A 24750-nucleotide genomic window follows, 5' to 3' on the forward strand; every position below is an offset into this window, starting at 1 on the left:
GTCTTACTTGGCGCCCTTGCGCTGTGCGATGTAGGCGTTGATCTGCTGCTCCAGCACCGGCAGCGGTACCGAGCCGAGCTTGAGCACGGTGTCGTGGAAGCCCTTGATGTCGAACTTGTCGCCCAGTTCCTTCTCGGCCTGGGCACGCAGCTTGACGATGGTGATCTCGCCCAGTTTGTAGCTCAGCGCCTGTGCCGGCCAGGAAATGTAGCGGTCCACTTCGGTGGTGACTTCGTGTTCGCTCAACGCGGTGTGGTCGCGCAGGTAGGCAATGGCACGCTCACGATCCCAGCCGTAGTGGTGCACGCCGGTATCGATGACCAGGCGCGCGGCACGCCACATTTCATAGGTCAGGCGGCCGAAGTCCTCGTAGGGCGTCTGATAGATACCCATCTCCACGCCGAGCTTTTCGGTGTAAAGGCCCCAGCCTTCACCGTAGGCGGAAATGTAGTTGTAGCGTCGGAAATCCGGCTGGTCACCCTGCTCGGCGGCGAGCGCGCCCTGCAGGGCATGGCCCGGATCCGACTCATGCAGGGTGAGTGCCGGCAGGTTGTACAGCGGGCGCGCCGGCAGGTTGTAGGTGTTGAGCCAGTAGGTGCCCATGCCGCCACGGCCGGCGGTCCAGAACGGGGCGATGTCCGGCGGTACCGGCACGATGGTGAAGCGGGCACGCGGCAAGGTCATGTACTTGCCGATCACGCCGTCCACGCGCTTGGAGATCCACGCCGCGCGCCACAACAGTTCATCCGGGGTCTTGGCGTAGAACTGCGGGTCGGTGCGCAGGAACTCCAGGAAATCGGCAAAGCGGGTCTGCGGGCTCTTTCCGGTGAAACCCACCTTGTCGATGATGGTGTTCATCTCACGCTGGATGCGGTTGACCTCACTCAGACCGATGGCGTGGATTTCCTGCGGGCTCAGGTCCAGCGTGGTGTATTCGCGGATCTGCTGGCTGTAGAACTCCTTGCCACCCGGCATCTTTTCGGCGGCCAGGGTGGTGCGTGACTGCGGCACATACTCCTGGCGATAGAACGTCAACAGCTTGCCGAAGGCCGGCACCACGCTGCCGCTGATGGCCTGGCGGGCGTCGGCCTGCAGCTTCTGCTGTTCTGCCGCCGGAATGCTGGACGGCAGCTTCTTCAGCGGCTCGTACAGCGGTGATTCGGTCGGGTCCTTGAGTTCGGCCACCGTCGAGATGGAAACGTCACGGCCTTCCAGCACCGCACGCGGCACGCTGAAACCACGCGCCAGGCCAGCACGCATGTTGACCATCTGCTGATCGAAGTAACGCGGCACATCATTCAAGCGGGCGATGTAATTGCGGTAATCGGCAGCGCTCTTCATCTCGCGCCGGGCCATGAAACTGAGGTTCGACCAGAACGAGGAGTCCGAGTTGAACGGCATTTCGTAGGTCCGTTGGCGGACTTCGTCGGCCAGATTCTCGACCTGGTATTTATAGATGGCGTAGTTGATCTGGGCTTCGGCCGACAAGCTCGCCGGGTCGATGGCCTCAAGTTGCGCGAGGACGTCGTCCCATACTTTCAGGCGCGCCTGGTGCGCCGCTGCGCTCACATCCGGCAGCGTGGTCGCGTTGGCCGGGGCGTCGCTGTCCTCACTGGCCTCACCACCGCCAGTCTGGCGCCAGGCCCACTCCTTTTCATAGATCGCCTTGAACTGCGCGTCGGCGTTCTGCACCGCCAATGTGGCCGGGGCAGCGGTCCTGGCAGCGAAAGCAGGAGTGGCACTCAGGCCAAGGGCAAGCAGCAATGCAGCGGTCAACGACGATTTCACGATCAGGATTCCCCGGATGAACAACGATTCATCCTGATCATCGCATTGAACCTGTTGGCCGACCTAGACCGAATCAGGCAGCAAATCCGCCGGAATCGCCCCCGCGTCAATACTCGGCCCGGTCGCGCTTCCAGCCACGGTGCCGGATATCCAGGCGCAGGCTGTACAAGGCAGTGAAGGCCGGGAACAGGTTCTGGATCACGCCCACCGCATCCTGCTTGGCCGAGAACACGAAGTAGCTCAGCGTCATCAGGCTGCCCAGCACACTCATGTACCAGAACAGCCGCGGGATGACCGGCTTGCCGGCGCGGCGCGAGGCAACAAACTGCACCAGCCAGCGGCCACCAAACATCAGCGCACCGGTCAGGCCAATCAGCTTCCACGGCGACATGTGCACGCCGGTCCACTCCAGCCACACCAGCGGTTGGTTCATGAAATCCATGCTCAGACTTCCTCCACCGCCGTGCGCTTGCTGCGGACGATCAACCAGGCCACGCCACGCAGGTCGCGGATGCCGACCAGCGCGCGGCCCAGGTTGTTGTACTTGGACACGCCGGCAGTGCGATGGCGATGGTTGACCGGCACGCTCACCGTCTTCCAGCCGGCGCGTTGCATCAGCGCCGGCAGGTAACGGTGCATGTGGTCGAAGTACGGCAGGTCGAGAAAGGCCTCGCGCTCGAACAGCTTGATGCCGCAACCGGTGTCGGGCGTGTCATCGCGCAGCATGCGTGCGCGGATGGCATTGGCCCACTTGCTGGCCCAACGCTTGGAGCCGCTGTCCTGCCGATTGACGCGCCACCCGGCGAACAGCTTGACCTGGTACTCCGCGGCGACGCGCGCGGTCAGAAGCTTGGGGATGTCGGCAGGATCGTTCTGGCCATCGCCATCGAGCGTGGCGATCCACGCTGCGCGCGCGGCTTTTACCCCCGTGCGCACCGCCGTGCTCTGGCCGCTCTGCTGCACATGGTGCAGCACCCGCAGCTCGGGATTGTCCCGCTTCAGCGCCTGCAGTACCTGCAGGGTATCGTCGCGGGAGTTGTCGTCCACATAGACGATCTCGAAGGACAACCGCCCACGCAGCGCGGCGGTGATTTCATTGACCAGGGGCGCGACGTTGTCGCGCTCGTTGAAGACGGGGACAACCACCGAAAGGAGGGGTTGGTTCATCGTTGGATCCGTTTGCAGTGCAGGGGAAAAAGAACCACGCAATTCCTGGGCACAACGTAGCGGAACGTGATTTCAGGCGCATGATCAAAAACAGCCGTAGCGCCACACCCTACCCTCGATGACAGGCTCGCTTCGATCGACGGTGCCGCGCTGCAAGCAGTAATGGCATGAGCCATGTCACTCCAGAGCAGCGGCGGTCACGTCGATGAAGTGTTCCCGTTCCACCGGGGGATGGATGTCGAGGCAGCACACGGGTGCACTGGTCTCGATGCTGGGTACAACAGCTTGCCAAGGCTACTGAGCCTGATGTCAGAAACATGTGCAAAGGCACCGCACACTGGCTACCGGGCGCGTTGGTCCCCGCACAACCGGCGCTTGTTCGCCAAGCCCGTGGGAAGCGGCTTTCAGCTTGCCACCAGGATGGCCAACCGATCCTTCCCTGCCTCCGCCGGGCGCTTGCAGCAGCACCTGAAATACCGGGCCCGCTGATTCCCCCGCGTACGGGACTGCAAGCTGTTCGGACGAACCTGGTCCGCGTCGATCTTGAGCTGCCCGTCGAATGCCCCTGCGCCAGCCCGTGGCCGGGGCACGGTGCGGCAGCGGGGAGGCGCCCAGATCCGGCCCGGTGAACTACCCGCTTGGGGGTTGCGATAGACGCAGCGCTCCGCCATCCATGGGCCAGCAACGCACAGGCCGCATGCCTTCACGCCGGGAATGGGAGAAGGGACCGCATCAGGCAGTTCTGCTTCCGCGGGAAGGTCGCGTCACCGTTGACGACGGGCACTGCCATCGCGGCTCGCATTCAGGATAAGATTTTCGCGTCATGCAACGCCCATGACGGTCTCCCCGCAGGTTCACTCGCGGGGACGATGGCAGGCCACCCGGCGTGTTCTGCCACCCAACGACGGACTCAACCTTGCGCAAGCTCACCTGGCGTTTCCTGCTGCTCACCCTGGTTTTCCTGACCCTGTGCCGTGTGGGGTTGTCGTTGTGGTTGTGGTCGCGGGTGCAACCGGCCGGTGGGCTGTGGCCAATTCTGCTGGGTGGCTGGCGTATCGATCTGAGCCTGCTGGCCATGGTCTGCGCCGTGCCGGCGTTGCTGTCGCCGTGGCTGGGCCACCGGCAATGGCCCACGTGCATCACCGGCTGGTGGTACCGGCTGTGGTGGTTGCTGTTCGTGTTGCTGGAGGTGTCCACCCCGCAGTTCCTGCTCGAATACGACACCCGCCCCAACCGGCTTTACGTGGAATACCTCAACAGCCCGCAGGAGGTCTCGGCGATGCTGTGGCACGGCTACAAGGGCGTGCTGCTGCTGGCCCTGCTGGGTCTGGCCGTGCTGGGCTGGGCCGGGTTCCGTTGGCTGCGCGCGCAACGTGATGCGGTTTCGTTGAAGCCCTGGCTCCGCGTGGTTGTCACCGCGGTCGCCTTCGTGGTGCTGTTCCTGGCCGCACGCGGCACGCTGGAGCATCGCCCGTTGAATGCCTCGAAAGTAGCGTTCAGCGACGATGCCATGGTCAATGCGCTGCCGCTGAATTCCCTCTACAACGTCATTCACGCCATCCGCGGCATGACCAACGAGCGCTCGGCCGCGCAGGTCTACGGCACGATGCCGGAGGCGGACATGCACCAGCTCGTGCGCAGTGCCGCCGGGATGGAAGGGCCAATGCTGGACCCCTCGCATCCCAGCATGCACCTGCAGCAGGCCACGGCGACGCCGGCCAGGCCATTGAACCTCGTGGTGATCGTCGAGGAGAGCCTGGGCGCGCAGTACATCGGCACGCTGGGCGGGCAACCGCTGTCACCGCAGTTTGATGCACTGGCCAAGGATGGCTGGCTGCTGGCCCGCGCCTATGCCACCGGCACCCGCTCGGTACGCGGGCTGGAAGCGCTCAGCACCGGCTTTCTGCCTACGCCGGCCGAAGCCGTGCTGAAACTTCCGCGCAGCCAGAGCGGCTTTTTCACCCTGGCCGACCTGCTCGGCGAGTTCGGCTACCGCTCGCGCTTCCTCTACGGCGGCGAGGCGCACTTCGACAACATGAAGTCGTTCTTCCTCGGCAATGGTTTCGACGAAGTGATCGATCGGCCCCGTTTTGAAGTGAAGCCCGGCTTCGTCGGCTCGTGGGGCGCGTCCGATGAGGACATGTTCAACGAGCTGCATCACCGCCTGATGCAGGACGACGGCCAGCCCCGCTTCACCATGGCGTTCAGCGTCTCCAATCACTCGCCGTGGGAATACCCGGCCGGGCGCATCCAGCCCAGCCATCCGGCCGCCAGCGTGGAAAACACCGCCCGTTATGCGGACTGGTCGCTTGGGCAGTTTTTCGCCCGCGCCAAACAATCCCCCTATTGGGAAAACACCGTTTTCCTGGTGGTTGCCGACCATGATTCGCGTGTGTTTGGTGCCAGCCTCGTTCCGGTGCGGCACTTCCACATTCCTGCGCTGATTCTCGGGCCGGGCGTGCCGGTGCAGCGCGACGAACACATCGTGAGCCAGATCGATCTGCCGCCCACGCTGCTGTCGTTGATCGGCATCAGCAGTGCGCACCCGATGCTGGGCGTGGACCTGACCCGAGGCCACCCTGACCGCGCGATCATGCAGTACGGCGACAACCACGGGTATCTGCAGGGCGACCAGCTGCTGGTACTGCAGCCACAACAGCCCGCCGAGCAGTTCCGTTACCAGCGCGACGGCGAGACGCTGACGTCAACCACCGTGGATCCTGCACTGGCCAAACTGGCGCTGGCCCATGCGCTGTGGCCCAGCTGGGCCTATACCCAGCAGCGTTACGCGTTGCCAGACCGTCATCTGCAGCCGCAAACGGCGGCGGTTGCCCCCGTAGGCTCGGCGGCGACCGAGAAGTAGTCGGTGTCGGCGCTGCAGCAACGGCTCGGACTGTTGCTGTTGCCTTTGTACTCGCGCGTCATTCCCGCCTGCGGAGGAATGATGCGTAGAAATTCCAGAACGAAGCCAACGCCAGAACGATCAGGCACCCGCACCAAAGTAATCGCGACACCACGCCACCACTGGCGGCAAACCCACTTCGATGGGCGTGCGTGGCTCGTAGCCAAATGCAGCCTTCGCCCGCGTGGTATCAGCCATGGTCTGCACCATGTCGCCCGGCTGCATCGGCTTGTAGATCTTCTGCGCAGGGCGCCCCGCGGCCGAGGCGATCACGTCGATGAAGTGTTCCAGCTCCACCGGGGTGTGGTTGCCCAGATTGAACAGCTGGTGCGGCGTGGCCTCGCCACTGGGGTGCGACAGCGCGCCGAGAATGCCGGCCACGATGTCGGAAACATGCGTGAAGTCGCGGCGCATGTGGCCATCGTTGAACACATCGATGCTGCGCCCGGCCAGCACCGCACGCGAGAACAGCAGCGGAGCCATGTCCGGTCGGCCCCACGGGCCATACACGGTGAAGAAGCGCAGGCCCGTGGCATGCAGGCCATACAACTGCGCATAGGTGTGAGCCATCAACTCGTTGGCGGCCTTGGTCGCTGCATACAACGAGCGCGGCTGGTCCACGCGTTGCTCTTCGGAGAACGGCGGCGTGGCCGAATCGCCATAGACCGAACTGCTGGAGGCATACACCAGATGCTGCGCGCCACGATGGCGGCACAGCTCCAGCATGTTGACGAAGCCGGCCAGGTTGCTTTCGACGTAGGCGTGCGGATTTTCCAGCGAATAACGCACGCCGGCCTGCGCGGCCAGGTGGATCACCCGCGTCGGCTGGAGCTCGTCGAACAACGCAGCCAGGCCCTCGCGGTCGGTGATATCCAGCGCGCGGATATCCACCTGCGGGCACAGCGCAGCCACGCGGTCGCGCTTGAGCTGCGGGTCGTAGTAGTCGTTGTAGTTGTCCAGCCCGACCACACGCTCACCGCGCGCGGCCAACGCCTGGCAGGTGTAGGCACCAATGAAACCGGCCGCGCCGGTGACGAGAATGGTCATCCGAAAATTCCTAGAAAACCGCCACGGCCGGGTTGCTGCGCCCCGGCTCGATGACATCACCAATGTCGTTGTCACTGAGCAGATCGATCAGCGCATCGGTACCGTGACTCAGCTTCAATGCCATTTCTTCCGGATACAACGGCACCACGGAAAGAAACTCGATCGTTCTACCGTCGCTGACCTGCAGTTCGTCGAACGCGTCGGGCGCCGACAGGGCCAGCAAAAGAATCGCACCATCAAATCCCACGCCCGGCGCATAAGGCTCGGCGGGGTCGCCATTGGGCACCGTGTGACCCAGGCCCAGCCAGGTACCGTACTTGTGCGGGAACCGCGCCAGGGTCTTGAGCAGACGGATCGGCCAATAGTTGCGCTCGTCCTGCAACTGCTCCTGCTGCAGCGGCCAATCGGCCGGCAGTGTCAACATCAGCTCAAGGTAAGGGGAGGCTTCGACGCCTTCGCCCAGCGTCATCGGCAGATCGCTCATGCCGGACGTCACCAGCCGGATGTTCGGGCAGTCCGCCGTCGGCATCACCACGTGTACGTCGAGATGCACGGCGTCGGAGATGAGCTCGTGGAAAACGTTCGCGATCGGCCCGAGGTGGTGCTCGATGTGCGTGCTGATCTCGCCGATACTCGATTGGCCGCGTGCCGGCGTGAAATCAGTCGGCGGCTCATGCAGCACGATGGCGCTACCGCCGGGGCTCATCTCGTCGTTTCGGTTGCGCATTGCTTGCTCCGGTTCGGGGCCACGAACCACCGCGGTACCTCACCACAGGGTGAGCGGCTTTTCCTTGGCCAGGGTGTCCTTGCGTTCCTTGCTGAACGCCCACCACGGTTGCGGCGCTTCGCCGCCCATGAAGCGGACGATGGACAGAAACACATCGATCACGCAGGGGTCGTGCACCACGCCGGTCTTCAGACACAGCTGGGCGTACATGTCGTAGGGATCGCGCCCACGCAGATGCGCCGGGACACGGATTCCAATCAGACGGAGATCTTTCTCACAGGCCGGCCCGACATTCGGCAGGTCGGTCAGACGCAACAGATGGTTGCGGTCGACCTTGGTGGGGTTCATTGACTTGCAGGCACCTCAGGGAGAATGAAACGTCAGCCTTGCTGACGAGTGCGAAGCCGCTCAAGCACGCCTTCCAGCGTATCCAGATCGGTGTAATGAATGACCAGCTTGCCCTTGCCGCCACGGCCGTGGCTGATGGCCACCTTGGTGCCGAGCGATTCAGACAGCTCGGTTTCCAGCGATGCGATATCGGCCTGCGGCGCGGTCGGCAACGGCTTGGCCTTGCGTGCACCGGGCACCTTGCCGGCAGCGAACTGCTGGGCACGGTGTTCGACTTCACGCACCGACCAGCCCTCGTCGGCGGCTTCTTCGGCCAGCTTGGTGGCCAGTTCCGGCGCCAGCGTCAGCAGCGCGCGGGCATGGCCCATCTCCAGGCGGCGGGTTTCCAGCAGCACGCGCACGCCGATGGGCAGGTCGATCAAACGCAGCAGGTTGGACACCGAGGCACGCGAGCGGCCCACGGCCTGCGCCGCTTCGGCATGGGTCAGGGTGAACTCGCTGACCAGCCGCGCCAGGGCTTCGGCTTCTTCCAGCGGGTTGAGGTCTTCGCGCTGGATGTTCTCGATCAGCGCCATCGCGATGACGGTGCGGTCTTCCAGCTCGCGCACCACGGCCGGCACGACGTCCAGCCCGGCCAGGCGCGAAGCACGCCAGCGCCGTTCACCGGCAATGATTTCGTACTTGCCGCCCTCGATCTGGCGTACCAGGATCGGCTGGATGATGCCCTGCGCCTTGATCGACTCGGCCAGTTCCGCCAGCTTGCCTTCGTCCATGTCGCGACGCGGCTGGTACTTGCCCGGCTGCAGCTGGTCCACGGGCAGCTTGCGCAGCACCTCGCCCGGCTGCGGCTCGGCCACGGCGGCCACCGACACCTGCGTCATCGAACCCTTCGGGCCCAGCAAGGCATCCAGGCCGCGGCCCAGGCCGCGCTTCTTGGCGCTACTCATCAGACAGCCTCCACGGCCCGGGAGGGCTGCTTGCGTTCGTTGTGACGGCGGATGATCTCGCCGGCCAGGCCCAGGTAGGCCACGCCGCCGCGCGAGGTGCGGTCATAGCCGACGATGCTCTGGCCATGGCTGGGCGCCTCGGCCAGGCGCACGTTGCGCGGCACGATGGTGCGGAACACGCGGTCGCCGAAATATTCGGTGAGCTGCGCCGACACGGCGTTGGCCAGGTTGTTGCGCACATCGAACATGGTGCGCAGCACGCCTTCGATTTCCAGCGCCGGGTTCAGGTTGATCTTCAGCGCATCGATGGTCTGCACCAGCGCGCTCAGGCCTTCCAGCGCGTAGTACTCGCACTGCATCGGCACGATCACCGAATCAGCGGCGGCCAGCGCGTTGAGCGTCAGCAGCGACAGTGCCGGTGGGCAGTCGATGAGGATGTAATCGTATTCGTCGCGGATCGGCGCCAGCGCGCGCTTGAGCCGCTGCTCGCGTTCGCCCTGGTCCATCAGCTGGATCTCGGCGGCGGTCAGGTCGATGTTGCCGGGCAACAGGTCGTAGCCCTCGGCGGTCTGCACACGCACTTCGGCAGCGGTGTTCTCGCCCAGCAGAAGGTCGCAGGTGGAGGCAGCGACTTCACGCTTGTCCACGCCACTGCCCATGGTCGCGTTGCCCTGCGAATCCAGGTCGACCAGCAGCACACGCTTGGGTGCGGCGGCAAGGGAAGCAGCCAGATTGACGGCCGTGGTGGTCTTGCCGACGCCGCCTTTCTGGTTGGCGATGGCGATGATGCGAGCCATGCAGGAGAGCCTCGTAGGCGGAGTTGGACTGTTCATTATGCGGGTACCAGCGCCAAGGCGGAAATCGGCGTCCACGCCGGTGCCGCCCAGCGGCGGGGAAAGGCCTTTTACTGGCTGGATTTCGGGGCGTGGCTTGCTGGCTGTTCGCCGGGAACGTTGCCGGTGGGTTGCGGGAGTGACTCCCCTCCCCAACCCTCCGCTGGGCCTTTGGCCAAAGGGAAAGGCTGAACCGGGCGCCGCCCGGCGGTGAGCAAAGGCCTGGGTGAGGCGGCTCGCTGGACGGCTGGCGGGAAGAGGCCCCCTCTCCAACCCTCCGCTTTGATCTGCCCAAAGAAGGGAATAGAGCAGAGTCGTGCTTCTGGGGTTGGCTGGGGAGGCCCTTGCCGAGCATGGCTCGGCACTACCGCTGGGATGAACTGTTGGAACTGGCCGGCGGGGTCGGCTGCTGCGTTCGAGCGGCCGGGTTTTCCCGCCGGTTTGCTGCCGTGGTCAGGCTTTGCGCTCGACCACGACCAGATGGCGGTCGCCGACCAGGCCGGGAACCTGCAGCGGACGCACCTCCAGCACCTGCCAGTCGGCCGGCAGCTGGGCGATTTCCTCGTGCGGGTAGACGCCCTTCATCGCCAGCAGCTGGCCGCCGGGGCGCAGCAGGTGGCCGCCGACCTCGATGATGCCTGCCAGGGTGTCCATCGCGCGGGCGGTGAGGTTGTCGAACGCGCCGGGCTCGTCCAGCGCTTCGGCGCGGGATTCGGCCACGCGGGCGTTGCCCAGGCCGAGCTGGCGCACCGCTTCACGCAGGAAGCGGGCTTTCTTGCCGTTGCTCTCCACCAGCGTGACGTGCAGCTGGGGATGGGCGATGGCCAGCGGGATGCCGGGCAGCCCGGGGCCGGTGCCGAGGTCGGCCAGCGTGCCGGATTCGACGTGCGGGACCATGGCCAGCGAGTCGAGCAGGTGGCGGGTGACCATTTCGCGCGGATCGCGGATGGCGGTGAGGTTGTAGGTGCGGTTCCAGCGCGCCAGCAGCGTGAGGTAAGCCAGCAGCGGCGTGGCCAGTGCGGCCACGTCCAGGCCCATGGCCTGCAGGCCGTTGTGCAGGTCGGTGGCGACTTCAGGCGGAAGGGTGGTGTCGTTCATGGCGGGGATTATCGCAGGAGTCGGCGGGCCGCCCCTCTCCCCCGCAGGCGAAAGAGAGATGAAGCAACAAGGCCATCTGCTCCGGTTACCCGGCAATCACAACGGGTACCACGCCAGCGCCGCGCGGAACTCCGGGGTGGCCTGCCACTCATGCAGATGCCAACGCGCCGCATCCCCCAGGCCCGGGTCGCACCAGACCAGATGCAATGCCCCCGCCTCATCCGGGGCGAAGCGCAGTTTTTCCAGGCCGAATGAAATTCCATGCCCGTGCGCCTTCAGCAAGGCTTCCTTGGCGCACCACACCCGGAAAAACCAATGCTCGCAGCCGGCTTCGTCCAGGCCGTCCAGCCATGCGATCTCCTCGGGATGGAAGAAACGGCGGATCACCTCGCGCATCTGCTTGCGCGGACGCTGCCGCTCCAGGTCCACGCCCAGGCGGGCGCCCTCGCCCAATGCCACCAATAAATGACCACCACTGTGACTCCAGCCGGTGCCGAAATGAGACAGCTCGCCAATCAGCCACGGCCGGCTGCGCTCATCGCGGGTCAGCGGCAGTGACTGCGGGGCGTGGCCCAATTGTTGGGCCAGCAGTTCGCGGGCTTGTGGCTCGCCTCGGGTGCCGGGGGTATGCGGCAACAGCCAGACCCGTACCGGGTCGAACCACCAGGTGGACAGATCAGCCTCGGTCATGCTGAACACCCTGTCGCCGGATCAACACCGCGTTCACGGCCCGGCGCGTTGACTGTAGCCACCGCACCGCCCGAGGTGCTTTCAGGCAGGGAGATTCACGCATGGGCATCATCATCTGGTTGATCGTCGGTGGCGTCGTGGGCTGGCTGGCCAGCCTCATCATGCGCCGCGATGCGCAGCAGGGCATCATCCTGAACGTCGTCGTCGGCATCGTGGGTGCCATGCTCGCCGGCTTCCTTTTCAGTGGCGGCAGCATCAATGGCGCCATCACCCTGCGCTCGTTCCTGCTATCGCTGCTGGGCGCGGTGATCCTGCTGGCCATCGTCAATCTGTTCACCCGTAAAAGCGTTCGCTGATATCGATCGCCGTGATCCGCCGTGCCCGGCCAGCAATGGCCGGGCACGCTCGTTTCAGCCCTGCGCCAGTTGTACCCACGCCGGGGCATGGTCGCTGGGACGTTCCCAGGTACGCGGCTCGCGGTCGATACCCGATGCCAGCGCGCGCGGCTTGAGTGCATCGGACACCAGGGTCAGGTCGATGCGCAGGCCCAGATCACGACGGAAGCCCGCCGCGCGGTAATCCCACCAGCTGAAAATGCCGCCGTCTTCGTTGTGCAGGCGGAAGCCATCGTGCAGGCCCAGCTCCAGCAGCTTCTGCAGCGCGCCGCGTTCGGCGGTGGAGGTCAGGATGTGGTTCTCGTCCCAGACCGCCGGGTCGTACACATCGCGCGCGTCCGGGGCGATGTTGAAGTCCCCCATCACCACCAGTTGCGGGTGCTTCTGCAGCTCGGCGGCGATCCAGTCGTGCACCGCCGCCAGCCAGCGCAGCTTGTAGGCGTACTTGTCGGTGCCCACATCCTGGCCGTTGACCACATACAGATTGATGATGCGCACGCCGTTGACGGTGCCGGCGATCACCCGCTTCTGCTCGTCCTCGAAGCCCGGGATGCCGATCTGCACGTCCTCGATCGGATCGCGCGACAGCAGCGCCACGCCGTTGTAGGTCTTCTGCCCGGCGAACACGTTGCGGTAGCCCAGTTCGAGCAGGCGCGTATCCGGGAACTTGTGGTCCTCCAGCTTGGTTTCCTGGATGCCGACCACGTCGGGGGCAAAGTCGGCCAGCCACTGTTCCAGGTGCGGCAGGCGGACGTTGAGGGAGTTGACGTTCCACGAGGCGATTTTCATGCAGTGGATTCTAGCCGGGGCGTGGCGCGATCGCCCCTTTGGCTGAAGGCCAAGGCGTGGGTTGGGGAGGGGTGCTCTGGCTTTGGCCTGAAGGCAAATGCACATGCAAAGACCCAATGCCCCCTTCCACCCTCCGGGCACCTTCCCCTGCCTGCGGGGGAGGAGGAAGACCTTCAGTTTTTGCTGCGCCGCACCAACCGAAAGCCCCCGGCAGACCACAACAAAAACTATCTCGTGAATGTCGGGGAATACACTTTTACAGCGTTTCGATTCGCGCAGACTGCCCCTTAGTACGAGGGGAAGCCATGCGTAGCAAGCTGTTTGTGCCCGGCGCGCGTCCGGAGCTGTTCGACAAGGCCATGGCCAGTCCGGCCGATGCCTTGTCTTTCGATCTGGAAGATTCGGTGCCCGAGTCCGGCAAGCAGGCCGCTCGCGAACAGGTGGCCGACTTCCTGGCCCGCACCGACATCAGTGCCAGCGGCAAGCTGGTCATCGTGCGTACCAATGGCACCGACAGCCCGCATTTCAGCGCCGACCTGGCCGCGATGGCCGTGCCCGGCGTGTGGCTGCTCAACATCCCCAAGATCGAATCCGTGGCGCAGGTGCATGACGTGGCCGCCGCGCTGGAACAGGCCGAAGCCGCCAATGGCATCAGCCGCCCGATCGGCCTGTTGATCAACATCGAAACCCCGCGCGGGCTGCGCCTGGCGGCCGAACTGGCTGCCGCGCATCCGCGCGTGGCCGGCCTGCAGCTGGGACTGGGCGACCTGTTTGCGCCCAACGGCATTGCCCGCGACCCAGCGAACGTGCATGCCACCTTGCTCGCGGTGAAAATGGCCGCCGCCGAAGCCGGGGTGTTCGCCTGCGATGGCGCCTGGCCGGATGTGGCCGACGCCGATGGCTTCCGCATTGAAGCGGAGATGGCGCAGAAGCTGGGCTTCATCGGCAAGAGCTGCATCCATCCGCGCCAGGTGGCGCTGGCCAACGCGATCTTCAGCGTGCCCGAGGCCCTGGTCGACGAGGCCCGACGCATCGTGGCCGCCGCGCATCAGGCCAGTGACCAGGGCCGCGGTGCGTTTCTGTTTGAAGGCCGCATGATCGACCTGCCGTTCCTGCGGCGGGCCGAGGCCATTCTCGCCGGGACCAGCCAGGCCCACGCCTGAACCTCCTGTTCCGTGACGGTCCGCCGTCATATCTGTTTTCTTTTCGGGGTCCATCCCATGTCCAAGCTTGCGGCCAACACAGCGGCCATCCTGAGGCAGCGCTTCACCTTCGGCTTTCGCCTGTTCGTGGCCATCACCTTGCTGGCAGTGGGCGGCATGGCTTCAGCCGAGAGCCTGAACTCGGTCGCCACCGGCACCTTGCCGGCGCTGCCCGGCAATGCCCCGCCGCAACAGCTGTTGACGGTGGACGGACGCATGCTGGCACTGACCGGCGACAACGCCTGGACCTTGGCCAAGGGCGGCAAGACCTGGAGCCCGCTGGATCTGGGCAAGCTCACGGGCAATGCCATCCACGGCAGCTCCAGCAACAACAGCACCACCTGGTTGCTGGTGGGCGCCGACGCACGGCGCAGCGATCACCTGGAACAGGTCAGCCTGAAGGGTGACGCGCTGGTCAGCAGCCGCACGCTGCCCCTGCCGACAGCCTTGGCCGATGCCGTGCTCACCGCACTGGGTGACACGTTGTATGTGGCAGGCGTGGATGACGCCGGCAAGCCCCAGCTCTACCGCAAGCCTGTCGATGCGGCGCAATGGCAGCCCGCGCCGCTGTGGCCGAGCAACACCGCGCCGGCGGCGATGCAGGCGCAGAAGGGCGCGTTGTATGTCGTTGATGCCGCCACGCCCGGTACCCAGCAGCTGTGGCGCTGGACCACCGAAAAGGGCTGGCAGGCCGTGCCGGGCATCGGTGGCACGCTGGTGCCCGGCTCGATGCGTTCGCTGGGCCAGGCCCACCTGCTGATGCAGGTGCGTGACGCATCGGGCGTGGTCACCGCCCGCACCTTCCACACCATTACCAGCGCCTGGGCGAGCCTGGATGACACCGTCGCCAATGCGCCGGTCGCCACCGCCAGCTGGGGCAACGGCCTGGCCTGGGTCGGCGCCGATGGCAGCTTCCACACCTTCGAGATGCAGAGCGGCAAGCACCTGCTGGGCTGGCTGGACTGGACCGTGATCATCGTCTACCTCGCAGCGATGCTGGGCATGGGCGCGTGGTTCTACTTCCGCGAAAAGCGCGGCAGCACCGCTGACTTCTTCGTCGGCGGCCGCAGCATTCCGTTCTGGGCCGCCGGTGTCAGCCTGTATGCCACCAACACCAGCTCGATCAGCTTCATCGCCATTCCGGCCAAGGCGTTCGAGACCAACTGGCAATACCTGACCAACAACCTGATCGCGGTCGTGGGCCTGATGTTCGTGGCGGTATGGATCGTGCCGTTGCTGCGCCGGCTCGACCTGATGAGCGTGTTCTCCTACCTGGAAACCCGCTTCCACCCGGCCATCCGCATGCTCGCCAGCGCGCTGTGCATCGTCATGCAGATCGGCGCGCGCATGAGCGTGGTGCTGTTCCTGCCCGCCCTGGCCATCGCCACCATCACCGGCATCAACGTGGTGTGGAGCATCATGATGATGGGCGTGTTCACCATCCTCTACACCGCGATGGGGGGCATGAAGGCGGTGATCTGGACCGACTTCGTGCAGGTCATCGTGAAGATGGGCGGGGCGATCTTCGCCATCCTGTTCATCGTGTGGACGCTGAAGGGCGGCTTTGGTGAATTCGTCGCCACCGCGGCGATGGAGGACAAGACCAAGCTGTTCGATTTCAGCTTCGACCTGACCAAGGCCACCGTGTGGGGCTTCATCTTCCTGGTGGTGTTCGACGTGGTGCTGACCTTCCCGAAGGACCAGGTGCTGATGCAGCGCACCCTGGCGACCAAGTCGGACAAGGAAGCGGGGCGTTCGATCTGGGCATTCGCGGCGATCATGATCCCGGGTGGCTTCATCTTCTACGGCATCGGCACCGCGCTGTGGGTGTTCTACAAGAACAACCCGCAACGCCTGGACCCGTTGCTGCCGATCGATGCGACCTTCCCGCTGTTCATCGCCGCCGAGCTGCCTCCGGGTGTCACCGGCCTGATCATCGCCGGCGTGTTCGCCGCGGCCATGGCGACGCTGTCGAGCATCATGAACAGCGTGGCGACGCTGATCTCGGTGGATTTCTACGAACGCCTGGCCAAGAACCCGAACCCGCGCAGGAGCGTGTTGTTCGCCGAGATCTCCACCGTGATGGTCGGCCTGACCGCGATCGGCCTGGCCCTGATCATGTCGCGTTATGACATCCACTCGCTGTTCGACGTTTCCATCGAACTGGCCGGCCTGCTCGGCGGTGGCTTTGCCGGCGCCTACACGCTGGGCATGTTCACCCGTCGCGCCAACTCGCCGGGTGTGGCGATCGGTGTGGCCGCGTCCATCGTCCTCACCTTCGTGGCGTGGTGGTTCAGCCTGGTGCACCCGTACTTCTACCTGGCCATCTCGATCATGCTGTGCATCGTGATCGGCTACGTGGCCAGCCTGTTCTTCCCGGCGCCGACCCGCTCGCTGAAGGGCCTGACGATCTACAAGCAGGATGCGGTGTGAAACCCCGAGGGGCGCGATGGCCGTAAAATCGGCCGCTTCGCCTTGGCGCCCTCTCCCGCATGCGGCTAGCGGGCGCCTGACTTCGGTGGCATCGAGCGCGTTTCAAGAGGTCAAATCGTGGAAACCCAGTTTCTCAATACATTCGTCACCGTCGTGGATCGAGGCTCGATGGCAGCGGCCGCACGCTCGCTGCACATTACCCCGGCAGCGGTGGCACAGCAGATCCGCACGCTGGAACGCGAGCTGGGCGCACCGCTGATCGCCCGCGCCGGACGCACCGTGAGCGTCACCGAAGAAGGCGCGCGCATCCTGCAGCGCGCCCGCGACCTGCTGCGCAACGTCGCAGATCTGCGCAGCGTGGCCAATGAAAGCGGCATGGCCGGCGAATTGCGCCTGGGCGCGTGCCCCACCGCACTGGGCGGGTTGTTGCCCGACATCCTGGCGCGGATGGTGGCCAAGTTCCCCGAGATCAACGTGTTCATCAAGCCGGGTTATTCAGCCGATCTGTATGGCGCGGTGGAAAGCGGCGACCTGGATGCAGCGATGGTGCTGCAGGCCCCGTTCTCGCTGCCCAAGACCTGCGACTGGCAGCTGCTGCGCGAAGAACCGCTGGTGGTGCTCGCGCCCGCACGCCTGGCCGGCAGCGACCCGCACCAGTTACTGCGCGAAGAACCGCTCATCCGCTACGACCGCCACGAATGGGGCGGCCGCCAGGCCGATGAGTATCTGCGCACGAATGGCATCGTGCCGCGCGAACGGTTTGAGCTGAACGCGCTCAACGCGATCGCGGTGATGGTCGACCGTGGGCTGGGCGTGTCGCTGGTGCCCGATTGGGCAAAACCATGGCCCGAAGGCCTGTCGGTGGTGAGCATTCCGCTGCCCGAACCGGGTGAGCCGCGCCGCATCGGCATGGTCTGGTCGCGCGCTTCGGTACGCCTGCGCCAGGTCAATGTGCTGTTGGAAGAAGCGCGCACAGCGTTGTTGCAGGCGCCGCAATAACGCCTGTTTCCGGCTGGCTGGAACAGATTCCAGCGACGGAGTTGCCCGGACGACGAGGATTTCATCCGCACCGACAAAGCCCTGCCGCGTAGCACCAGATTCGGCAAAGTGCTTGCCCGCAGCACTATCGCGGAGCCCGGCTGTGTTCTTCCGGAGGGCGGAATACCGGCGTCATTCAATCGCAACAAACCCTAGGCAATGAACATACAGAACCGCGCTTCTATCACCGGGAAGCGGCGCCTAGTCTCACGCCCAATGCCGGCGCCACGCGGCGGGTCTGCCTTGGCAGCCCCACGCGCGACCAAACGGTTGGATCAAAGGGGCGTCAGTCCCCATCGCTATCTGGTGCAGTCGGCTCCCCAGCCCGCTTCGCCGTACTTTCATATCTGGGGGGAGAGAACTACATGATCAAGCCACTTTCGGCTGCCATCAGCGCCGCGCTGCTCGCCAGCGTGATGAGCCCGGCTTTCGCGCAGGACAAGAACGACCAAGCGGTGAACCTGGACCAGGTCATCGTCACCGGCACCCGTACCCCGGTGGCCATCGAGAAGGTACCCGGCGCCGTCACCCTGGTGACCGCCGAGCAGGTGCAGCGCACCTTGAACCTGACCGAAGATGCCACTGCCGTGCTCGCACGCATGGTGCCGGGTTATTCCGAATCCTCGCAGGCGATGAGCAACTCCGGTGAGACCCTGCGTGGCCGCATCGCGCTGCGCCTGTTCGACGGCGTGCCGCAGGGCTCCCCGCTGCGCGAAGGCAACCGCAACGGCACCTTCACCGACATGGGCGTGATTGGCCGCATTGAAGTCATCAACGGCCCGTCGGCGGCCGAAGGCATCGGCGGCGCCGGTGGCGTGATCAACTATCTCTCCAAGAACCCGGAAGTGGATGGTCACCAGACCACCATCTCCACCCGCTACGGCACCCAGTTCAAGGACGACAGCGCACAGTCCAAGATCGGCGTGATGCACACCTACAAGGATGATGCCGCCGACTTCCTGATCAGCGGCGCCTACATCGACCGTGGCGTTGCCTACGACGGCGACGGCCGTCGCGTCGGCCTGAACACCTCCGGCTCGCTGTCCGATTCGTACAGCAAGAACCTGTTCGTGAAGGGTGGCTACAACTTCGGTGAAGGCCAGATGCAGCGCATCCAGGCCAGCTACAGCAACTTCCATATCGGCGGCAAGCACAACTACATTCCGGTGGAAGGTTGCCGCTTCGATCCGGTCGAATGCCCGAAGCCGAGCACCAACACCGCCGAGAAGGGCTCCATCGCCGGCTCGCTGGCCGAGTTCAACGATTTCGAACAGTTCGCGGTGAAGTACACCAACGCCGATTTCTTCGGCGGCGACCTGAGCGTGGATGCGTACTGGGCCGAGCAGGCCATGCGCTACGTGCCCGAGAACGGCGCGGATCGCCAGCTGGTCAAGCCGGCACCGCCGGAAGCCGAGCGCATCTGGGACCAGTCGGAAATCAACAGCGAGAAGAAGGGCCTGCGCTTCGGTTACGCCTATGGTGACCTGTTCAAGGTGGAAGGCCTGCGCCTGCGCGCCGGCCTGGACCTGGTGGAAGACACCGCCGAACAGCGCCTGGCACTGACCAACCGCCTGTGGGTGCCGCCGATGAAGTACACCAGCATCGCGCCGTATGCGCAGCTGAGCTGGGACATCGGCCCGGTGACGCTGGATGCCGGCATCCGCCGCGAAGACGGCGAGCTGGAAATCGACAGCTACACCACCGTGGCCTTCCGCGACCACACCCCGGTGCAGGGCGGCAAGATGGACTACAAGGCCAACATGCCCAACTTCGGCGCGATCTGGCGCATCAGCGATGAGTGGTCGGTGTTCGCTTCGTACTCCGAAGGCTTCGGCATCGCCAACGTCGGCATCCCGCTGCGCAACATCCAGGCCAACAGCCCATGCAAGGCCGTGTCCTGCATCGCCGACCTGCAGCCGCTGATCACCGAGAACAAGGAAATCGGCTTCAACTGGCGCGGTGCCAAGGGCCAGGTCGGTGCCTCCGTGTACCGCTCGACCTCGGACTTCGGCTCCACGCTGACCATCGACAAGGTCACCGAAGACTTCATCCTCACCCGTGCTCCGGTTGAGATCGAAGGCTTCGAGCTCAACAGCGCATGGACCTTCAACGAGCATTGGAAGGCAACCTTCCTGTACTCGCGCATCCGCGGCCAGACCCAGTACTTCCCGGGTTCGGGCTTGAAGAAGGAAATGGGCATCCTGGACATCTCGCCGGACAAGGTGAATGCCTCGGTCACCTGGACCCCAACGGATACGCTCAACGCTACCCTGGGCGTGAGCAAGACCTTCGACCGCGATCTGCGTGAGACCTTCACCAATCCGGCCAACGGCGATGTCTACGAGAACGAAGAGAACACCTATGGCTACGCGCTGTGGGACCTCAGCGTGAACTACGACACCGGCCGCTACGGCCAGCTGTCGCTGGGCATCGAGAACCTGTTCGACAAGCAGTACGTGTTGACCTGGTCGCAGCTGCCGGGCTGGCAGAACTACTTCTCCGGCCGCGGCCGGATGGTGTCGCTGTCGCACACCTTCAAGTTCTGATCCAGACGTGACATGCGGCGCCACAGGCAACTGTGGCGCCGTTTTTGTTTGTGCAGCAGCCGGCTCGTCCCGCCCGCAGCAATAAAACCTTTCTTGTTGCGTCGCAAGAAAAAACCGCAGCTTGCTTCAAGCAACAAAACCTCACGTCTGAAGCTACGCCACCCGCCTTCAACGCTCCCCTGTCCAACCCTAGGCTGGCTTTGCCAGGGGGCTGCATCGGGAGGGATGCAGCGGGCCAACAGAAGTATCGGAATGCCGCGATCCGCGGCAGCAGTTCATGCGCGTCTTCTCTAGAAAAACAGCGAGATAAACAACATGAAGAAGGTACCGGTAGCGTTGGGGGTATTGGTTCTGGCTGCAGCGGTAAGCAGCAGCGTGCGTGCCCAGCAGGTTGATGCAGTGAAAGACAACGAGTCCGGCAGCGCGACCAAGCGCGCGCAGGACAACAAAGCCACTGAGCTGGACCGTGTGATCGTCACCGGCGTGCGTGCGCCCAAGGCCGTGGACAAGATTCCCGGTGCCATAACGATCATCACACCGGAAGAGATCAAGCAGTCCTTGGTGATTACCGAAGACAACACCGCGGTTCTGGCACGCACCATTCCCGGCTATGCCGAATCCTCGCAGGCGATGACCAATTCAGGTGAATCGCTGCGCGGCCGCATTCCGCTGCGCCTGTTCGACAGCATCCCGCAGGGTTCTCCGCTGCGCGAAGGCACCCGCAATGGCACCTTCACCGACATGGGCGTGATCGGCCGCATCGAGGTCATCAACGGCCCCTCGGCGGCAGAAGGCATCGGCGCCACCGGCGGCGTGATCAACTACATCTCCAAGGTGCCCGAGCACGAAGGCAGCGAGACCACGATCAGCGCGCGTTACCAGACCCAGTTCAACGACGACAGCGTCGGCTGGAAGCTTGGCCTGAGCCATGCGATCAAGCAGGACAACTACGACTTCCTGGCCAGCGTCTCGCAGCTGGAACGCGGCATGGCCTACGATGCCAAGGGCCGCAGCATCGGCATGAACTCCAGCGGTTCGCTGGCCGACTCGCAGTCACGCAACCTGTACATGAAGGGCGGTTTCAACTTCGGCCAGGACGGCGAACAGCGTCTGCAGGCCACGTACAGCAACTTCAACATCGGCGGCAACGGCGACTACATCCAACTGGTCGGCTGCAAAGGCCCCAACGACTGGCCGCCCTGCGATAAGCCGGTGCCCAACACCTCGATCAAGGGCCATATCGACGGCCAGCGCGACGCACTCAACAAGTTCATCCAGTACAGCCTGCAGTACACCCACAACGACTTTTACGGCGGCACGCTTGACCTGGTCGGCTACCAGGCCAAGCAGGGCATGCGCTTCCTGCCTGAGAACGGCGCCGACCGACAATTGGTGAAGCCTGCACCGGCCGACGATGCCGACCGCATCTTCGACCAGTCCGAGATCCAGTCACGCAAGAAGGGCCTGCGTACCTCGTGGACGCGCCCAAGCATCTTCGGCGTGGATGGACTGGAGCTGCACACCGGCGTGGACTTCGTGCAGGACGTGGCCCAGCAGCGCCTGGTGATGACCGACCGGGTGTGGGTGCCGCCGATGGACTACAAGAGCGTGGCGCCTTACGCACAGCTTTCATGGGATATCGGACCGGTAACCGTCAGTGGCGGCCTGCGCCGTGAGAATGGCGAGCTTGATATCGACAGTTACACCACCGTCGCCTACCGCAACAACGCCTTCGTCGAAGGCGGCACCCTGGACTACACCGCCAACCTGCCCAACTTCGGCGCGATCTGGCGCGTCACCGATGAGTTCTCGCTGTTCAGCGCCTACAGCAAGGGTTTCACCTTGCCGGACATCGGAATCCCGCTGCGCAACGTCAACTACCCGGGACAAACGGTGGCGGGCATCCTCGACCTGGAAGCGATCATCGTCGACAACATCGACATCGGCTTCAACTGGCGCGGTTCCCGTGGTGCGCTCAGCGGCAGCTGGTACCACTCCACCTCGGACTTCGGTGCATCGCTGGAAGTGGATCCACTGACCAGCGACTTCATCATGACCCGCGCACCGACCGACATCAAAGGCATCGAGCTGAGCGGCGAATTCCGCTTCACCGACACCTTCAAGATCACCGGCCTGTACACGCACCTGCGTGGTTGGACCTCGTTCTGGGGCCCGGACCCGCAGGGCCGCTACGATGCTGGCCCGCTGAAGAAGCCGCTGGGCATCTTCGATGCCACACCTGACAAGATCAATGTCGCACTGGTGTGGAAAGCCCTGCCAAACCTCGACGCCACGCTGGGCACCAGCATGCTGCGTGATCGCCACCTGACCAGTTCGGCGGTACGGCCCTATGACGGCGAAGAGTACGACTACGACGAAAAGATCAACGGCTACACGCTGTGGGATCTGGGCGTGAACTACGATAGCGGCCGCTTCGGTACGTTCTCGTTGGGCGTGGACAACCTGTTCAACAAGTACTACATCCTCAGCGGCTCGCAGGGCGATGGCTGGCAGAACTACTGGGCCGGTCGCGGCCGCGTGGTGTCGCTGAGCTATTCGTATACGTTCCGCTGATGAACGCAGGAGTGCCCGCCATGCAACCACACACCACAATACCGCGCAGCCATCGATGGCTGCGCAGTGGCGCCGCACTCCTGCTGTGCCTGTCCGCACCGCTGCTGCACGCCAATGACCGCTGGCAGCGGCTGGATGGCTTTCTGCAGGCAAGCACCGCTCCGGGCCAGTTCCCGGGCGCGGTCGTCATCATCGAGCGCGATGGCAATGTCGCATTCCAGAGCCACTACGGTTACACCGACAGCGCCCGCACCCGACCGATGCAGGCCGACAGCATCTTCCGCATCTATTCGATGACCAAGCCCGTGACCTCGGTCGCCGTACTGATGCTGCTGGAAGAAGGCAAGCTGTCACTGGATGATCCGCTAGCGCGCTATCTGCCCGAGTTCGCCAATCGCCAGGTCGTGATCGGCGGCGATCTGCAACAGCCGCAGACCGAAGCCACGCCCCGTGCGATTACCCTGCGCCACCTGCTTACCCACACCAGTGGCTTTGCCGCGGCATCGGATACCCATCGGGTGGCAACCAAACTGCTGACCGCTGCGGACGTTGACAGCGCCACATCGCTTAACGATGTCGCACACCGCCTGGCCACGCTGCCACTGGCCGATGCGCCTGGCACACATTTCCACTACGAAGGCAGCAATACCGACCTGTTGGCGCGTGTGGTGGAGGTGGTCAGCGGCCAGCCGTTCGCGCAGTTCCTGCAGCAACGCATCTTCACCCCGCTGGCAATGCGGGACACCGGCTTTGAGGTGCCTGCGGCCCAGCGTGGCCGTGTGGTCGAACTGCCCATCAGCAATGATGATGGCAGTCTGCGCGTGGCCGATACACCGAGCGCGCGACATCCCGGCACGCGCCTAAAGGGTTATGACAGCGGTGCGGGTGGCCTGTACTCCACTGCCGCCGATTATCTGAAGTTCGCCAACATGCTGCTCGCCAATGGCCGCAGCGACGGACAGCAACTGCTGGCACGCCAGACCGTGGACCTGATGATGAGCGATCAGCTCGGCGGCTTCGAGCCCGCGATCACCAGCTACGGCGCTGGCGAAGGCTTCGGCCTGGGCGGCTATGTCGTCACCAACCCTGCCTACCGCGGCAAGCTCGGCAGTGTCGGCCAGTTCGGTTGGTCGGGCGCGGCCTCCACGTACTTCACCATCGATCGCAAAGAAAAGCTGGTGGCGATCCTGCTGATGCAATACCTGCCCAGTGGTGACAAGGCACTGGCTTCGCCGTCTACCCGTTTCTACAACCTCGTTTACCAGGCCATTCCATGACCTCCACCGTTCTTGTCGCCGGCTCGGCCAATCTCGATTTCGTGGTGCGGGCCGCACACGTTCCGGCGCCGGGTGAAACCGTGCTCGGGCGCGAATTCCAGACATTCCCCGGGGGCAAGGGGGCGAACCAGGCCGTGGCCTGCGCACGCGCCGGTGGCGCTGAGACGCGCATGTTGCTGGCACTGGGTGCGGACGATTTCGCCAAACCCATAGAAACCTCGCTGATCGATGCTGGCGTGCAGCTGCACACCGTGCGTGATGCACAGTTGCCGACGGGCACTGCCTTCATCTGCCTGTCCGATGATGCCGAGAACGCAATCACCGTCGCGCCCGGTGCCAACATGGCGTTGCAGCCAGAGCACCTGCCCGCCCTGGGCGGCGTGCAATGGCTGCTGCTGCAATTGGAATCACCGCTGGACAGCGTGCTCGCCTATGCGCGCGCCGCACGCACTGCCGGTGTGAAGGTCGCACTCAACGCAGCACCTGCACAGGAGCTGCCGGCCGAACTGCTGGCGCAGCTGGACATGCTGATCGTCAACGAAGGCGAGCTGGCTGTGGTGGCCGGCAATCCACCGGATCTTGCCACCGGCCTGGAGCGACTGGACGTGCCCTGCGTAATCGTCACCCTGGGCGCGCGCGGCTGCCTGGCGCGCGTTGATCAGCGCATCCTGCTGCAACCTGCCTTCAGGATTTCTCCATTGGACACCACGGCCGCTGGCGATACGTTCTGCGGCACCCTGATCGCCTGTCTTGCACGTGGTGGTGCACTGGATCGCGCCCTGCTCGCTGCCAGCGCCGCATCGGCCCTGGCCTGCACGCGGCTGGGTGCACAATCCAGCATTCCCGACCACGCCGAAGTGAACGCACTGCTGGCCGATGCCACGCGCCTGCCCGGTGCCGACGCCCATGCCGCACTGGCGGCCTGGTGCGCGCTGTAACCCTTTTTTGC

At 64.5% G+C, this 24750-nt stretch carries 20 protein-coding genes; 9 read left to right on the plus strand and 11 right to left on the minus strand.

The genetic code is table 11. From position 1 onward, the window contains the following. Positions 1–3: 3 nt before the first annotated feature. From ABB26_RS12840 to ABB26_RS12850, 3 genes are all read right to left on the minus strand, one after another. Positions 4–1788: a DUF885 domain-containing protein gene (locus ABB26_RS12840; protein WP_057634946.1), complete on the minus strand. Its 1785-nt coding sequence runs from the start codon at positions 1786–1788 to the stop codon at positions 4–6. 106 nt (positions 1789–1894) lie between these two features. Then, positions 1895–2230 (minus strand): lipid-A-disaccharide synthase N-terminal domain-containing protein, encoded by a 336-nt coding sequence (locus tag ABB26_RS12845; RefSeq protein WP_057634761.1) that lies wholly within the window; start codon positions 2228–2230, stop codon positions 1895–1897. Positions 2231–2232: 2 nt separating this feature from the next. Further along, complete coding sequence (locus tag ABB26_RS12850) at positions 2233–2955, minus strand: glycosyltransferase family 2 protein (protein ID WP_057634763.1); 723 nt, start codon at positions 2953–2955, stop codon at positions 2233–2235. Positions 2956–3871: 916 nt separating this feature from the next. Between ABB26_RS12850 and ABB26_RS12855 the strand changes: the two genes are divergently transcribed. Next, positions 3872–5818: an LTA synthase family protein gene (locus ABB26_RS12855; protein WP_057634764.1), complete on the plus strand. Its 1947-nt coding sequence runs from the start codon at positions 3872–3874 to the stop codon at positions 5816–5818. Positions 5819–5938: 120 nt separating this feature from the next. Here the strand turns inward: ABB26_RS12855 and ABB26_RS12860 are convergent, their stop codons facing one another. The 7 genes from ABB26_RS12860 to ABB26_RS12890 form a co-directional block, all read right to left on the minus strand. After that, the gene (locus tag ABB26_RS12860) at positions 5939–6904 is read right to left on the minus strand and encodes an SDR family NAD(P)-dependent oxidoreductase (RefSeq protein WP_057634766.1); all 966 of its coding nucleotides are present in this window, start codon (positions 6902–6904) and stop codon (positions 5939–5941) included. A 10-nt stretch (positions 6905–6914) separates the two neighbouring features. Then, positions 6915–7631, minus strand: a complete 717-nt coding sequence (locus tag ABB26_RS12865) for a suppressor of fused domain protein (protein WP_057634768.1) — start codon at positions 7629–7631, stop codon at positions 6915–6917. Positions 7632–7670: 39 nt separating this feature from the next. Then, a complete protein-coding gene (locus ABB26_RS12870; protein ID WP_057634771.1) occupies positions 7671–7979 on the minus strand; it encodes a helix-hairpin-helix domain-containing protein in 309 nt (102 codons plus the stop codon). A 32-nt stretch (positions 7980–8011) separates the two neighbouring features. Further along, positions 8012–8926: a ParB/RepB/Spo0J family partition protein gene (locus tag ABB26_RS12875; protein ID WP_057634773.1), complete on the minus strand. Its 915-nt coding sequence runs from the start codon at positions 8924–8926 to the stop codon at positions 8012–8014. Then, positions 8926–9723 carry a ParA family protein gene (locus ABB26_RS12880; RefSeq protein WP_057634775.1) on the minus strand — a complete coding sequence of 266 codons (798 nt, stop codon included), beginning with the start codon at positions 9721–9723 and terminating at the stop codon, positions 8926–8928. The genes ABB26_RS12875 and ABB26_RS12880 overlap by 1 nt, the downstream gene beginning before the upstream one ends. A 489-nt stretch (positions 9724–10212) precedes the next feature. After that, positions 10213–10857, minus strand: coding sequence for a 16S rRNA (guanine(527)-N(7))-methyltransferase RsmG (gene rsmG, locus ABB26_RS12885; protein ID WP_057634777.1), 645 nt, complete (start codon positions 10855–10857; stop codon positions 10213–10215). A gap of 96 nt (positions 10858–10953) precedes the next feature. After that, positions 10954–11547 (minus strand): 4'-phosphopantetheinyl transferase family protein, encoded by a 594-nt coding sequence (locus ABB26_RS12890; protein ID WP_057634779.1) that lies wholly within the window; start codon positions 11545–11547, stop codon positions 10954–10956. 101 nt (positions 11548–11648) lie between these two features. Between ABB26_RS12890 and ABB26_RS12895 the strand changes: the two genes are divergently transcribed. After that, the gene (locus ABB26_RS12895) at positions 11649–11903 is read left to right on the plus strand and encodes a GlsB/YeaQ/YmgE family stress response membrane protein (protein ID WP_057634783.1); all 255 of its coding nucleotides are present in this window, start codon (positions 11649–11651) and stop codon (positions 11901–11903) included. A 54-nt stretch (positions 11904–11957) separates the two neighbouring features. On the opposite strand, the gene xth is transcribed toward ABB26_RS12895, so the two are convergent. After that, positions 11958–12731, minus strand: coding sequence for an exodeoxyribonuclease III (gene xth, locus ABB26_RS12900; protein WP_057634785.1), 774 nt, complete (start codon positions 12729–12731; stop codon positions 11958–11960). Positions 12732–13036: 305 nt separating this feature from the next. Here xth and ABB26_RS12905 point away from each other — a divergent pair, with 305 nt between their 5' ends. The 7 genes from ABB26_RS12905 (at position 13037) to ABB26_RS12935 (ending at position 24739) form a co-directional block, all read left to right on the plus strand. Next, positions 13037–13894: an HpcH/HpaI aldolase/citrate lyase family protein gene (locus ABB26_RS12905; RefSeq protein ID WP_057634787.1), complete on the plus strand. Its 858-nt coding sequence runs from the start codon at positions 13037–13039 to the stop codon at positions 13892–13894. Between the two features lie 57 nt (positions 13895–13951). Then, on the plus strand, positions 13952–16366 hold the full coding sequence (locus tag ABB26_RS12910; protein WP_057634789.1) for a sodium:solute symporter: 2415 nt from the start codon (positions 13952–13954) through the stop codon (positions 16364–16366). 117 nt (positions 16367–16483) lie between these two features. Then, a complete protein-coding gene (locus tag ABB26_RS12915; protein ID WP_057634791.1) occupies positions 16484–17365 on the plus strand; it encodes a LysR family transcriptional regulator in 882 nt (293 codons plus the stop codon). A 404-nt stretch (positions 17366–17769) separates the two neighbouring features. Further along, positions 17770–19950 carry a TonB-dependent receptor gene (locus tag ABB26_RS12920; protein WP_057634793.1) on the plus strand — a complete coding sequence of 727 codons (2181 nt, stop codon included), beginning with the start codon at positions 17770–17772 and terminating at the stop codon, positions 19948–19950. A gap of 315 nt (positions 19951–20265) precedes the next feature. After that, positions 20266–22524 (plus strand): TonB-dependent receptor, encoded by a 2259-nt coding sequence (locus tag ABB26_RS12925; RefSeq protein WP_057634794.1) that lies wholly within the window; start codon positions 20266–20268, stop codon positions 22522–22524. Positions 22525–22544: 20 nt separating this feature from the next. Then, complete coding sequence (locus tag ABB26_RS12930; RefSeq protein ID WP_161809051.1) at positions 22545–23801, plus strand: serine hydrolase domain-containing protein; 1257 nt, start codon at positions 22545–22547, stop codon at positions 23799–23801. After that, positions 23798–24739 carry a ribokinase gene (locus ABB26_RS12935; RefSeq protein WP_057634798.1) on the plus strand — a complete coding sequence of 314 codons (942 nt, stop codon included), beginning with the start codon at positions 23798–23800 and terminating at the stop codon, positions 24737–24739. The genes ABB26_RS12930 and ABB26_RS12935 overlap by 4 nt, the downstream gene beginning before the upstream one ends. The last annotated feature ends 11 nt before the right edge of the window (positions 24740–24750 follow it).

It is taken from the genome of Stenotrophomonas humi (genome assembly GCF_001431415.1).
Taxonomy (GTDB): domain Bacteria; phylum Pseudomonadota; class Gammaproteobacteria; order Xanthomonadales; family Xanthomonadaceae; genus Stenotrophomonas; species Stenotrophomonas humi.